The sequence below is a fragment of the Colwellia sp. BRX10-3 genome, from assembly GCF_014077505.1.
GTDB lineage: Bacteria > Pseudomonadota > Gammaproteobacteria > Enterobacterales > Alteromonadaceae > Cognaticolwellia.
In genome coordinates, this window is record NZ_JACGWA010000004.1 from 190011 (window position 1) to 204542 (window position 14532).

Genomic DNA, 14532 nt, shown 5'->3' on the forward strand with positions numbered 1-14532 from the left:
TTCATGGATATCATTCAGTTAGTCGACAATATGTCAGAAGAAATGTATTTGCGCTTAAAATGTGCCGCTGAAACTGGCAAGTGGCCAGAAGGAACTGTTGTTGCTAAAGAGCAGCAACTAAGTGCCTTACAAATTACCATGGCTTATCAATCTAAACATTTAAACTCAGATCAAACTCTTTCTATTAGCCCTAAAGGTGAGATGATCATTAAAACAAAACGCGAACTACGTTCAGACTTTCCTACAGCGCAAGACACTAATGACATTGCTAGGTTTTCAGATATATGATTTTTTCTAACTTTTTAAAAAAGAAATGGCAACATAAAAACAGTACGGTTCGTGTTGAAGCAATTAACAATAGCCTATCAATAGTAGAACCAGCACAACGAGAGATTGTTGAAGCGCTTGCTAAAACCGACGAAAATGAAAACGTTCGACGGGCAGCATTAATAAAACTCGATAACTTTCAATCTTGGTTAACGCATAGCCAAGAAAATACCATGGCTAAAGTAAAACAATATGCGGGCAAAAAAGTTGCTGCTATTTTAACTGACCAAGATGCAATTAAACTGTCTGAGCAAGAAAAACTCGATTACATTGCAGCGCACAACCATTATGACCTGTACGAAAACTGGCTAAAAAGTGCTGAAGATGCCAACTTGATTATCGCCTTATTTGAAAAGCTAGCTAATAAATCTAAAGCTAATGAACAAAGTAATAAAACAGCATTAAAGCCTCAGCTATTGCTTAACCTCTTTAGCCAAAAGCAAAATTTAACAGTGCAGCAATACATTGTTAATAAAGTTGATGATGTAGAGAGCTTAGAAAAACTGAAGAAAAAATCAAATCAAGCTGAGATCACAGAGAAATTAACTGAAAAAATTAGCCAGTTACAATTTGCGCTTGAACAACCCATAGTATTACGTAAAAAAGTTAACCTAGTATTAGCTAAGCTTCAAGCACTTAAAGACCAATACGAATACAAGATATATCTTGAAAAACTCACATTACTTAATAACGAATGGCAGAGTTTAAGTACAGAATTTACTTGTTTAGAAACAGCAGAAATTAGTACTTTTATTGATAAAAAATCCGCTATTATTACCCAACTCGATAAATTGTTCGTTGCTAAGGCAGAACAACATGCACAAGCTGAAATAGCACGTGAACTCGATATAAATAAGCAACAAGCGCGTGTTCATTTTGATAAAACACTAGCTATTATCGATCAAACATTAACGACTAGTATTTTCGAAAATGACGAAATTGAAGAGCAACAATATCAAACATTATTTGATAAATTAACCAGTGAAATTATTGCCTCAGCACTAACTAAAGATGAGCAGAACGAATTTATTGCTAAAATATGTCAACAACAACAAAAGCTGCAACAATTACCTGAAATTGCCAAATCGGTCAGTGATGCAACATATTTAATTTCAAAAGTGTCACAGTTAGCAATGCCAACAACTGTTTTAGAAATGAATGAACGTCAGCCAACTTTTAATGAGTGGTTAGCAAATTGGAAAAGCGCTGAGAAAAATGCATCGGGTAATTTACCTGATTCAATTAAAAACGCTGCCAATGAAATTCAGCGTAACTGGCGTCAAGCAATAAAACCCTTGCAGCAAGCACAAAAACAAGAGTTCTCAGTTACACAGAAAAAACTGCATGATGTTAAAAGGTTAATTGCTGCTGGAAAGTACAATGCGGCATTTGGTGTTTTTAAAAAGGCAAAACAATTATTTAATAGCTTATCTGAACAGCAACAATATCGACTTCAAAAAGATTATGATTCGCTGAATGAAAAAATAGCCGAATTAGCTGATTGGGAACATTACATCGCAACACCGCGCAAGCAACAATTATTAGCGGACATTAAAGCGATTGTAGAAACACCACTTGATAATCCAAACGAACAAGCGGAAAAAGTTAAACAGTATCGTAAAACTTGGAACAGCTTAGGCCATGCTGATGATGACGCCGAGCAAAGCTTAAATACAGAGTTTAATACATTATGTGAAACCGCATTCACGCCTTGTCGCTTATATTTCGCTGAGCAAGAAAAAATTAGAGCGCAACATTTGATCACACGTCAATCATTTGTTGAACAAGCAAAAATACTTGCCGAGCAGTTAACAAGCGCTAAAGAAAATGATAACGACAGCAGCGAAGTAGATTTTAAAACTTTAGAAGCAGAATTAAATCAGCTAATAAAGCAATGGCAAAGCGCTGGGCAGGTTGATCGTGGTGTTTATCAAGAAATTAACGAGCAATTTAATCTAGTTTTACAACCAATCAAATCTGCTATTAAAACCTTTCATCATGAAAACAAGTTATTAAAGCAAGAGCTTATTATTAGTGCTGAAAAGTTACTTGCGGATGAAGATATTTTTGCCGCTGTTACGCAAGTTAAAGAATTGCAAACACAATGGCGCAAAACTGGCCATGCAGGAGCCAAAATAGAAAATAAACTTTGGCAAAGCTTTCGTAAAATTAATGATAATATTTTTGCTAAACGTGAACAAAAAAGTGTTCTGGAAAAGTCAGCCACAATAGCTAAGGTTGCTGAGTTAGAAAGCACATTAACTAGGCTTGAAGAAGAATTTGCCCAAGTTACACAATTAATTGACCTGCAAAAATATGAGCAAGCATTGCAGGCATTACATAGTGATGTTGCTCAACAAAAGCCAAAAATGGTAAATCTGGAAAAACAAATTAACGCAAAAGAGAAAGCGCTAGCGAAGAAAATTGTTGATTTTAATCATGCCAACGAAAAGCGACAATGGGGTTATTTATTTTCGACACTTGAAGAAAGCATAACCAATGAAAAAAGCTTTACTGAGCAGAAAGACTATCTACATTTAAGCGCATTTTGGCAGAAAAAGTTAAAAGATTTAGCCAATAACACAACACACTTTAATAGAGAAGATGCGACGCTTGAGCTTGAAATATTATCTGGTATACCTTCGCCAAGTGAATTACAACAACGCCGTATGACAGTGCAAGTAAATTTGATGCAGACACAAATGTCTTCAGGGGCTGAAATTGATTTACCCGCTAAGTTTACGCAGTGGTTAATGTTAGGCAGTTTTACTCAACAAGATGTTGAACTACTACAGCGCATAAAAGAAATTTTTAAATAACAATTGCGTTAGTGTTTAAATTAAAAAGTCAGCATGAATTGCTGACTTTTTGTTTTTCAGATTGTTATCCAAGTCGCTAGTTTTTGTTTAACGCCTCTATAGTATAGTTTAGCTCAGTTCGCCACGTAAACTCACCTCGAGTAATTGGCAAATTTTTGCTTGGCTATAACCTTTACTAAGTAAGTAATGTAATTTAGTTAATGTGGCTTCTAATGTCATATCATGACCACTAATAACGCCTATTTTACTCAGTGCGTTACCTGTCGCGTAGCCTTTCATATTTACTGTGCCTTTAATACACTGGCTACAATTAACTATAACAATACCCGCATCATTAGCTTGCTTCAAACAATCTAACATCGCCTGATCTTGTGGCGCATTGCCAACACCATAACTACGAATTATTAACGCTTTAACCGGTTGTTTAATGATGTTTTTAATCAGCTCTACCGATATACCAGGATATAAATGCACAACACCAATGGGCTGTGGTGTAATTTGCGCCAGCTTTAAAGGCTCAGATACTGGCTCTGAAATCTTACCTTCAATTAACTTAATGTTAATACCCGCTTCTAGCAAAGGCGGTAAATTGGGCGAATCAAAGGCATTAAAGCCATCTGCATAAGCTTTTATACTACGGTTTCCCCGAAAAAGCTTATTGTTAAAATATAATCCGACTTCACTAATAGGATAATTAGCAGCAATATAGAGTGAATTCAACAGGTTCTCTTGTCCGTCGGAACGTAATTGACTCAAAGGTATTTGTGAGCCGGTAACAATCACGGGTTTGCTCAAATTCTCTAACATAAAAGACAACGCAGAACTTGTGTAAGCCATGGTGTCGGTACCATGTAAAACCACAAAACCATCATATTCATCGTAATGTTGCTTAATATCATTAGCAATGTGTTGCCAATCAGCAGGTGACATATTTGACGAGTCAATTAACGGATGATATTCATTGATGGTAAATTCTGGCATTTCTTCACGATGAAAGTCAGGCATTTTCATTATCGCGTCAGTTAAATGCTGCTTCTGCGGTATATAACCGTTTTCGCTCGGCTTCATACCAATTGTGCCACCGGTATAAGCGATATAGATGCGTTTTCTCATAGCTTAAGTCTTAATGTAAAATTAGCATAATGTTAAATGCCAAAGTAGAAATGGAATTGCAGAAGATTGTAACACACAGGATTAATAGACTTTCTAGAAAAAAGGCGGTTTTAGTGATAAAAAAAAACCCCGATAATTCGAGGCTTAATTGCATTAGTTAATATCTAAAATTATTCAACTTCACAAGCCAAGCAAAATGAATAAATACCTTGAGGATCATTTAATTGCGCTAGTTGTTTAAGCTCTAGTGATAGGGTGCTAATAATTTTAGTGAGACTGTTTTCACTGTAATCGATAGTCGATGGTTGACCAAATAATATTAACGCTTGGCCCAATAAACTTTGTAAGAATAACGCACGTGGGCTTTTTTCTTTTTCGATTAAAAGTGTATCGTAATTTGCTAAATTTGCTAGCTCAGCTGCGGCTTCAATTGCGTTATCAATATTACCCAAGGCGTCAACTAATCCAAGCTCTAATGCTTTTGAACCTGACCATACACGGCCTTGAGCAATAGCATCAACTTCTTCAGTGGTCATATTACGATTATTGGCCACAAGTTCAATAAAGTCGCGGTATCCGCGTTCAATATTTAATTGAACAATGTTAGCCATACCTGGTGTTAACTCACGTGTTAAGCCAAAACCTGCGATATCTGTAGTACCTACACCATCAGTATGAATTCCCATTTTACTTAAAGTATTTTCAAAGGTCATGAAAAAGCCAAATATACCGATTGAACCTGTAATAGTAGTACGTGAGGCATAAATTTTATCAGCAGGAGCTGATATCCAATAACCACCTGATGCGGCATAAGTGCCCATTGAAGCAACTACAGGTTTACCCGCTGCCTTTAATAATTCTACTTCTTGACGAATAATTTCTGAAGCGTAAGCGCTACCACCCGGGCTATCAACACGAAGTACAACCGCTTTTACATCTTTATTATCACGGGCTTCTCGTAATAAAGCTGCGGTAGAAGTGCCGCCAATATTACCAGGCTTTTGTTTTCCATCTAAAATGGTGCCTTTGGCGACAATAATAGCGACTTTATCTGCGTTAGCACTTTGCAATGAAATTTTTGAGTTAATTACAGTTAAATAGTCATTAAAAGCTATATTTTTAAAACTTTTTTCGCCATCGCTACCTACAGTGTTGATTAAGTCATTGCTTATCTGTTCACGCGTTTTTAACGCATCTACCCAGTTATTGGTTAAAGCATACTCAGCAACACTGCCTTTTGCCGCTTTTAGTTTTTTGACTAAGACATCAACGTCTTCATCAAAATTACTGATTGAGAAGTTACGTTGTTGAGCAACATCAGTTTTGTATTGTTGCCAGAGATCAGTTAACCATAATTGGTTAGCCTCTTTAGCTGCATCAGACATATTGTCTCTAATATATGGTTCAACCGCAGATTTATAAGTGCCAACACGAAATACGTGTTGGCTAATTGAAAGCTTTTCCAACGCAGATTTAAAATAGAGTTGATACCGACCGTAACCGTCCAACAACATCCAACCATTAGGGTTAAGCCAAACTTCATCAGCATAACTGGCTAAATAATATTGGTTTTGGCTGTAATGCTCACCAATAGCGATTATTTTTTTACCACTATTTTTGAATTGTGTTAAAGCGTTGGCCACATCACGTAACTTGGTAATGCCTGATCCTTGCATATTTTTTAGATCTAACACCATCATACTAATACGATCATCAGTCTCTGCATGTTTAATCACAGCTAATATATCAGCCAACAGCACTTCAGGTGCGGTATCTGGTTGTTCAAGTGCTTGGCTAATAAAAGCGTCCATGGGGTCTATATCATGCTTTTGCTCGACAATATCGCCACGTATATTCAATACAAGTGCTGAGCCTGGTTTTACATCAATATTTTCTTCATCACTGTTAATAGCAATAATAAAAATTATTAGCACAGTAAAAAACACTAAATTTATAATGATTTTGCGTGAGGTATTGAGCAAACTGAATAACCCTAAGGCTATTCTTGCTACGATGCTTTTATTTTCTTTCATAAAACGTTATCTATAGGTTACTTTTGTATGTGATAGGCACATGCTACTGAAAATTGACTCGCTTAAGTAGTCGTAAATGTAAATATTTTTGTCAGAAGGATAATTGAAAGAAATTACGGGTAAATTTATTCTACACTTAATCCACTTTCTAAGTTATTGGCGAAAGAAACAGATAAAAATTATTAACTTGTATTAATTTAATAACAAAATAATGTTAATGTTCATAACAACAAGGAGATAGCACTATATCACTGTGATTTGTAGCTTACAAAATACATTATAATTGGTCGCTATATTCATCAGTTCGTTTTAAGCCCAAAGGATTTCAACATAAAGGAATTTGTAATTTTATGAATGTATTAGAATTTTTACATACTCGTCAGTCTAATCCTCATTTACACGGTAATACCCCTGATGAAGGCGTTATTAATAATATTCTTAAGGCAGGCATGCGCGTACCTGATCACGCAGGTTTAACACCATGGCGATTTACCCTAGTTAAAGATGAAGGTCTAACAAAGCTAAGTAAGGCGTTTAAGTCAGCAGTGATCAGTGATGGTGCTGATGAAGCTAAAATAGAGAAAGCGGCTAAAATGCCTTTTCGTGCACCTTTAATTATTGTGATTAGTACCAAGTTTCACCAGCACGTTAAAGTGCCTAAACAAGAACAAATAATAGCGGCAGGGTGTTCAGTGCATGCGATGCAAATGGCAGCATCATGCTTAGATTTAGGTTCTGTTTGGCGCACGGGTGAAATGAGTTATCATCCATTAGTCAAAGAGCGCTTGAATATTGAACTACATGAGGAAATTGTTGGATTCTTATATATAGGTGATAAGTCAAAAGAGTTACCACTGAAAAGTAGTAAAGCGCTCGATGAATACGTTAGCTATTTTTAGGTGTTCCGTGTGCTAGTTGCTTGCTTTCATATTTAACTTCACTTGATTATATTTAATTTACTTTCACATTTACTTTCACATAATAAAAAAACCCTCAGTTGAGGGTTTTTTTATTTTTATATAATGCTAACTTAGCATTAACTTGCTTTAGTTTAGAATGCCGCGTTATTTGGCGTTCTTGGGAAAGGGATCACGTCACGCACATTTTGCATGCCAGTTGCATAAGCCACTAAACGTTCAAAACCTAAACCAAAACCAGAATGCGGTACAGTACCGTAACGGCGTAAATCACGATACCAACTGTAATCTGCTGGATCTAAATTCATTTCCGCTAAACGCTTATCTAAAACATCTAAACGCTCTTCACGTTGGCTACCACCAATTATTTCACCAATGCCCGGTGCTAAAATATCCATAGCAGCAACGGTTTTACCGTCGTCATTTAAGCGCATATAGAAAGATTTAATATCTTTTGGATAGTTTTGTAAAACTACCGGGCCATTGAAATGCTCTTCAGCTAAGTAACGCTCGTGCTCTGAGTTTAAATCTACGCCCCAAGCCACTTTGTTTTCAAACTTTTTACCACAGTTTTCTAAAATAGTGATTGCGTCTGTGTAATCTAAACGCACAAAGTCGTTGTTGATCACAGAGTTTAAACGTTCTACCACTGTCTTATCGACACGTTGTTCAAAGAAAGCCATGTCATCAGCGCGTTCATCAAGAACTGCTTGGAAAACATATTTTAACATTTCTTCAGCAAGGTCAGCAGCATCAGAAAGGTCGGCGAAAGCAATTTCCGGCTCAATCATCCAAAACTCAGCTAAATGGCGTGTAGTATTTGAATTTTCAGCGCGAAAGGTTGGGCCAAAGGTATAAACCTTAGAAAGGGCACAACAATAGGTTTCAACATTTAACTGACCAGAAACGGTTAAGAATGTTTCTTTACCAAAAAAGTCTTGGCTGTAATCAACTTTGCCTTGGTCGTTTAACGGTAAATTTTCCATATCAAGGGTACTAACACGGAACATTTCGCCAGCGCCTTCACAATCACTACCCGTAATTAACGGTGTGCTGATCCAAAAGTAGCCTTTACTATGTAAAAAGCGATGAACGGCTTGTGCTAAGGTATTGCGAACACGAGTTACCGCACCGCCAATATTAGTGCGCGGACGTAAATGTGCTTGTTCACGTAAAAATTCAATACTATGGCGTTTAGCCGCCATAGGATAAGTATCAGGGTCTTCTACTAGACCTAAAACTTCAACTTGTTCTGCTTGTAACTCAAATGACTGACCTTTACCTGGCGATTCAACCAAAATACCGGTAACTTTTACGGCAGCACCTGTCGTAAGTTTTAATATATCAGTCTGGTAATTATCCAAGTTGTTTGGCGCAATTGCTTGAATAGCGTCGAAACATGAACCGTCATGAACCGCTAAAAATGAAATACCTGCTTTAGAATCACGACGTGTGCGGATCCAACCATGGATAGTAATTGATTCATTAACAGGATATTTTCCTGCCAAGATATCAGTAATTGCAATGACTGACATTTAAACCTCTTTTTTGTCAAAAATGTACTCTAATTTTAAGGATTGATATGTTACCTTGCTTGTAAGGTTTAACAAGTAATAATTGCTAAATCTTGTCTTTATAAAAATAAAAAATACAATTAGAGATAAAAGGCGGTAATAAGTATGAAAAATACTAGAAAAGAGCGAAGGGATACTGCTGATTTATGGACTTATTTATTAAGGATATTTGCCATTGTAGGCTGGGGGTTATTCGTTTTTGCTTTAATTGTGTCTTATTATGCTGCGCCAGACTCTGATTACGGGATATTACGTTATCATAATATTGAAATTAGAAAGTTTTGGCTGACACCATTAACGGGCTATTTGTATATAGTGTTATGGCTAAGCGCGTTAAGTAGCTATTTTTGTTTAATACTTGATAAATATCGTAGTCGTCGAAAAAGCGATAGTAAGCATTTTAATATTTTATTATTGCTAGTGATCACCATTGCTTGGGTTAGCTTTATATTGGTACAAATCTCAGAAACTAAAATTGTTTAATATTCTGACTATAAGAACAAAGAACTAAAGTGTAGTGACTAGAGCCTAAGCGCTACTCATTTAATTACGCTGAAAACAATTATCTTCATCTAATACGACACTTATCGCCTTTATCAGTAAACTCAGTTGTGCTTTGTTGCTGATAAAAGGCGGCATAATATAGATAAGTTTACCAAAAGGGCGTATCCACACGCCTAATTCTACAAACCGCTTCTGTATCTCTGACATGTCAACATTTTCAATTGCTTCAACGACCCCAATACCACCTAATATTCGAATATCATTAACTCTAGTGTGAGCTATTAACGGGGTTAATTCTTGTTTGAAAATGCATTCAATATCAGCAATTTGCTGTTGCCATTCATTACGTTTTAATATCTTTAAACTAGCATTTGCAACCGCACAGGCTAGCGGATTTCCCATAAAGGTTGGTCCGTGCATAAAACATCCGGCTTCGCCATTACTAATAGTGTTGGCTATTTCATCAGTACATAAGGTAGCCGCTAGCGTCATGTAGCCACCAGTCAAGGTTTTACCTAAACAGATAATATCAGGACTAATATCTGCCCATTCACAGGCAAATAATTTACCCGTTCTTCCCAGTCCTGTGGCGATTTCATCGGCAATCATTAAAACGTTATATTGGTTACAGAGTGCTCGACAGGCTTTTAAATAATTAGGGTGATACAAACGCATGCCACCAGCACCTTGTACTATTGGCTCTATTATAAATGCGGCTATTTCATGATGATGTTTTGCAAACATAGCCGATAATTCATCTACGTCGGCAGCATCCCATACTTGATCAAAAGCCGTTTTAGGCGCTGGAGCGAATAAATTTTTCATTAACACAGGTTCAAACAACTGATGCATGCCATTTACCGGGTCACATACCGACATAGCAGCAAATGTATCACCATGATAACCATTCCTAACTGTTAGTATTTTATGCTTTTCAGGCTTGTTTTTACTGTGCCAGTACTGAAGTGACATTTTTAATGCCACCTCTACAGACACTGAGCCACTGTCACTTAAAAACACTTTATTTAAGCCTTCAGGAGTAAGCTCAATTAATGTTTTGGCGAGGATAATCGCAGGTTCGTGAGTTAAACCACCAAACATTACATGAGCAAACTTTTCGGTTTGTTTTATTAACGCCTGATTTAATTCAGGATGATTATAACCGTGCAAAACAGACCACCACGATGACATACCGTCGACAAGTTTCTCACCACTGGCCAAGTTAATAAAAACACCATCGGCAGATTCTACCAAATAGGAAGGTAATGGCTTAGACATTGAAGTATAGGGATGCCATACATGGTTTTTATCAAATTCTAGTATTTCTGTCTGTTTTTTGTTCATATGTAAGGCTTGGTTAAGTAAATTAGTTGACATCTTCCAGTTGGCGCATAGACTACCCGTTAATAATGCCAGATGCAATTTCAAAACGAGTGAATAACTATGACACAGCAAACATCAGCGATTAGTGAATCTACGCCTAATACTGTCGCTAATAATATCAACCAAAGTAACAGTGAAGCTCGCCATAACTGGCAAGCAGATGAAGTCAAAGCACTGTTTGACATACCATTTAATGATTTGATGTTTAAGGCGCAAGTTATTCACCGAGCAAACTTTAATCCAAATGAAGTGCAGGTGAGTACTTTATTGTCGATTAAAACCGGCGCATGCCCAGAAGATTGTAAATATTGTTCGCAAAGCGCACGCTATAAAACTGACATTGATAAAGAACGTTTAATGGAAGTTGAAAAAGTACTTGAAGCAGCGCAAGTGGCTAAAGATCAAGGTTCAACACGTTTTTGTATGGGTGCTGGATGGCGTAACCCTAAAGCAAGAGATATGCCTGCCGTGGTAGAAATGGTTAAAGGTGTTAAAGCCCTTGGACTTGAAACTTGTATGACTTTAGGCATGTTATCTGCTGACCAAGCCGATGAATTACAAGGTGCTGGTTTAGACTATTACAACCATAATTTAGATACATCGCCAGAGCATTATAATCAAATTATCACCACACGTACTTATCAAGACAGATTAGACACTTTAACAAATGTTCGAAGTTCAGGTATGAAGGTTTGTAGTGGCGGTATTGTTGGTTTAGGCGAAGAAAGTAAAGACCGAGCGTCATTATTGGCACAACTCGCCAACCTTTCACCACAACCGGAAAGTGTTCCGATCAATATGTTGGTTAAAATTGAAGGTACGCCGCTTTCTGACGTTGCCGATTTAGATCATTTTGAGTTTATTCGCTGTATTGCGGTTGCACGTATCATGATGCCTAAAAGTCATGTTCGTTTATCAGCAGGGCGTGACGCTATGAATGAACAGATGCAAGCAATGTGCTTTCTAGCCGGTGCTAACTCAATTTTTTACGGTTGTAAATTATTGACTACCGGTAATCCTGAAGCGAATAAAGACATGATGCTATTTGATCGTTTAGGTATTAATACTGAAACTATTGCTAGTTCAGAGGTCGACGAAGCAAAAATTAAAACGGCTGTTGTTGATCAACAAAATAGTGATCTATTTTATAACGCCGTAAATTAACCTTTATGGCGTTTGATTTTTTATCCGAAAATATTGCCCAACAAAAACAGCGCGCACGTTATCGTGTGCGCCAATGTGTTGCTGAGCAAAATGGTCGTTATGTCAAAATTAATGATAAAAGTTACTTAAACTTTTCTTCTAACGACTATCTCGGCTTAAATCATCATCCAGAAATTAACCAAGCATTGTTAGCTGGGGCTGAGCGATTCGGCACTTGCGCTAGTGGTTCGAGTTTAATTACTGGCTATTCTTATGCGCATCAAGCACTAGAAAATGATATCTGTGATTGGCTCAACAAACCTAGATGTTTGTTATTTTCTAGCGGATTTTCGGCCAATAACGCGCTAATGCACGCATTAGGGCATGAAAGTTGTCAGCTTTATTTAGATAAGCTCAGTCACGCGTCATTAATAGATGGTGCTTTATCGAGTAACGCTAAAGTAAAACGCTTTTTACATAACGATACGGCACAATTGCAGCGATTTTTATCACAAAGACAGCAAGTAGTGATTAAAGACGATAATGATATAAACAAGGTTATCGTCTCTGAAGGCGTATTTAGTATGGATGGCGATCAGGCCGACGTTGCTAATTTATCTAAAATAGCACAGCAGCATCAAGCCTTATTATATTTAGATGACGCGCACAGTATAGGTGTTGTTGGGAATAAAGGCGAAGGTAGTAGCAGTATTGCAGACGTTGATGTTGTTATGGCAACATTTGGCAAAAGCATTGCCACCAGCGGGGCCTTTGTTGCTTGTGATGAATTACTCGCTGATTATTTAGTTAACTTTTCACGGCATTATATTTACTCCACGGCAATATCACCGGCATTAGCTTGGGCAACAAAAAAGAGTATTGAAATTATTCAACGTGAGCATTGGCGAAGAGAAAAGATTACAGAATTGAGTCAATTACTCGCGTCAAAACTCAGCAGTAAAGTACAGTTAATTAAAAATGCTTCGTCAATTCATGCCATCGTTATTGGTGATGAGCTTGCAACACTTGATGTTTGTCAGAAGCTACGCAATAAGGGGATTTGGCTCAGCGCCATCCGTCCTCCGACTGTTCCTAATAATAGCTCGAGGTTACGCGTAACCGTATCATCGAGCCACGAAAGTAAAGATATCAATTACTTAGCTAATTGTATCAACGAGGTTATAGCATAATGTCTGAAAAGACTAACCGTTTTAAGATAGCGAGATCATTTGGCTCAGCTAGTACTTCTTATGACATTGCAGCGCGATTACAACGTTATTGTGGTAAGCACTTAATGCCATGGTTACCTAATCGAAACGATTTAACCGCCCTAGATTTAGGTGCGGGTACTGGTTTTTTTACCGAGCTTTTAGCGAGTCGTTATCAAAGAGTCATTGGTTTAGATATATCAAAAAAAATGCTTGGTTTTGCCAAAGCTAACCGTAATAAAGCCATCCATTGGCTTGAAGCCGACGCGTATAAAATACCATTACAAGATAACAGCATAGACTTAGTTTATTCCAATCTTATGATCCAGTGGTGTGACCCACTTGATTTGGTGCTAAATGAAGTTATGAGGGTTTTAAAGCCCGGAGGTTTGTTTGTCTTTAGTACGCTAGTTGATGGTACTTTATTTGAATTAAAGTCCGCCTGGGCACAAGTTGATAATGATCAGCACGTAATAGATTTTAAACACGAAAGTGACATTAGACCGTTATTTGATGGCACCGATCGCAAACTATTGGATGCGAAACAGCAAGATATAGTTTTAGAATATGAAAATGTTTTGCATTTAGCTCATGAATTAAAAAGCCTTGGCGCTAATCATGTTCCTAAAAAGCAGGGTAAAGGTCTCGCTGGCAAAGATAAATGGCAAAAAATGACTAAAAGTTACCAAGACTTTTTAGAGCCAAGCGATATATATCCCGCCACATATAAAGTTTTCTCTGGCCTAGTGGTGAAGTTAAACAATTAAAGTTTATAGAGAAATCACCATCCAATCGTTACTAACTGGAAGAGTCAGTTGTTATGTTGAAATTATTTATTACCGCTACCGACACAGACGCCGGTAAAACCTACGCCGCTCAAGCGCTTGCTCATGCCTTTGTGAGTAACAATAATAAAGTTGCGGTATATAAGCCAATTTCTGCTGGCTGCGAACGTATTAATGATGATCTAGTTAATGAAGATGCCTTGTTATTACTTAAGCAATCTAATTGCCAGCAAATCATTACTCAAGTTAACCCTATTGCTTTTGAACAACCTATTGCACCGCATATTGCTGCAGCTCAGTTACAACAAGTTATTTGTTTAACTGATATTCACAATGGCTACGAAGAAATTACGGCTTTAGATGCAGACATTGTAATTTGCGAAGGTGCGGGGGGTTGGCGTTTACCACTTGGGCAAGGAAAGTTTTTATCCGAGTTTGTGCAAACAAGCTGTCAAGATGTTGTACTGGTAGTCAATATGAAACTGGGTTGTTTGAACCATGCCATATTAACTTATCAGTCGATAATAGCGGATGGTTTGAACTGTTTAGGCTGGATAGCTAACTGTCCAGAAGATATGCCATATTTAGCAGAAAATATTAGTGAATTAACCGCGCTACTACCGATACCAAAATTGGCAGAATTACCTTTTGATGAAGATATTACTAAAGCGGCAAAGCGAATTGATATTTCGCTATTAACTACGCCACTTTAATGTTTAAATTATT

Annotated in this window: 12 protein-coding genes; 8 read left to right on the top strand and 4 right to left on the bottom strand. The window is 37.2% G+C overall.

What is annotated here, in order from left to right:
• Window positions 1-3: 3 nt before the first annotated feature.
• Complete coding sequence (locus H4J38_RS08955) at window positions 4-288, top strand: YeaC family protein (RefSeq protein ID WP_182131447.1); 285 nt, start codon at window positions 4-6, stop codon at window positions 286-288.
• The gene (locus H4J38_RS08960) at window positions 285-3146 is read left to right on the top strand and encodes a DUF349 domain-containing protein (protein ID WP_182131448.1); all 2862 of its coding nucleotides are present in this window, start codon (window positions 285-287) and stop codon (window positions 3144-3146) included. The genes H4J38_RS08955 and H4J38_RS08960 overlap by 4 nt, the downstream gene beginning before the upstream one ends.
• 108 nt (window positions 3147-3254) lie before the next feature.
• Here H4J38_RS08960 and ansA read toward each other — a convergent pair whose 3' ends face one another.
• Together ansA and sppA are read right to left on the bottom strand one after the other, a co-directional pair.
• On the bottom strand, window positions 3255-4259 hold the full coding sequence (ansA, locus tag H4J38_RS08965) for an asparaginase (RefSeq protein WP_182131449.1): 1005 nt from the start codon (window positions 4257-4259) through the stop codon (window positions 3255-3257).
• A gap of 170 nt (window positions 4260-4429) precedes the next feature.
• Window positions 4430-6292, bottom strand: a complete 1863-nt coding sequence (sppA, locus tag H4J38_RS08970) for a signal peptide peptidase SppA (RefSeq protein WP_182131450.1) — start codon at window positions 6290-6292, stop codon at window positions 4430-4432.
• Window positions 6293-6642: 350 nt separating this feature from the next.
• Between sppA and H4J38_RS08975 the strand changes: the two genes are divergently transcribed.
• Entirely contained in the window at window positions 6643-7191 is a 549-nt protein-coding gene (locus tag H4J38_RS08975; RefSeq protein WP_182131451.1) for a nitroreductase family protein, read from the top strand.
• 152 nt (window positions 7192-7343) lie between these two features.
• Here H4J38_RS08975 and asnS read toward each other — a convergent pair whose 3' ends face one another.
• Window positions 7344-8744, bottom strand: a complete 1401-nt coding sequence (gene asnS, locus H4J38_RS08980; protein ID WP_182131452.1) for an asparagine--tRNA ligase — start codon at window positions 8742-8744, stop codon at window positions 7344-7346.
• Window positions 8745-8888: 144 nt separating this feature from the next.
• Here asnS and H4J38_RS08985 point away from each other — a divergent pair, with 144 nt between their 5' ends.
• Entirely contained in the window at window positions 8889-9266 is a 378-nt protein-coding gene (locus H4J38_RS08985; RefSeq protein ID WP_182131453.1) for a hypothetical protein, read from the top strand.
• 60 nt (window positions 9267-9326) lie between these two features.
• On the opposite strand, the gene bioA is transcribed toward H4J38_RS08985, so the two are convergent.
• Window positions 9327-10631 carry an adenosylmethionine--8-amino-7-oxononanoate transaminase gene (gene bioA, locus H4J38_RS08990; protein WP_182131454.1) on the bottom strand — a complete coding sequence of 435 codons (1305 nt, stop codon included), beginning with the start codon at window positions 10629-10631 and terminating at the stop codon, window positions 9327-9329.
• Between the two features lie 99 nt (window positions 10632-10730).
• Between bioA and bioB the strand changes: the two genes are divergently transcribed.
• Genes bioB through bioD form a run of 4 tightly spaced genes read left to right on the top strand, consistent with a single transcriptional unit; the run spans window position 10731 to window position 14519 of the window.
• A complete protein-coding gene (bioB, locus tag H4J38_RS08995) occupies window positions 10731-11834 on the top strand; it encodes a biotin synthase BioB (RefSeq protein ID WP_182131455.1) in 1104 nt (367 codons plus the stop codon).
• A gap of 5 nt (window positions 11835-11839) precedes the next feature.
• Window positions 11840-13003: an 8-amino-7-oxononanoate synthase gene (locus H4J38_RS09000; protein ID WP_182131456.1), complete on the top strand. Its 1164-nt coding sequence runs from the start codon at window positions 11840-11842 to the stop codon at window positions 13001-13003.
• On the top strand, window positions 13003-13788 hold the full coding sequence (gene bioC, locus H4J38_RS09005; protein ID WP_182131457.1) for a malonyl-ACP O-methyltransferase BioC: 786 nt from the start codon (window positions 13003-13005) through the stop codon (window positions 13786-13788). The genes H4J38_RS09000 and bioC overlap by 1 nt, the downstream gene beginning before the upstream one ends.
• Window positions 13789-13841: 53 nt before the next feature.
• The gene (bioD, locus tag H4J38_RS09010; protein ID WP_182131458.1) at window positions 13842-14519 is read left to right on the top strand and encodes a dethiobiotin synthase; all 678 of its coding nucleotides are present in this window, start codon (window positions 13842-13844) and stop codon (window positions 14517-14519) included.
• Window positions 14520-14532 lie beyond the last annotated feature (13 nt).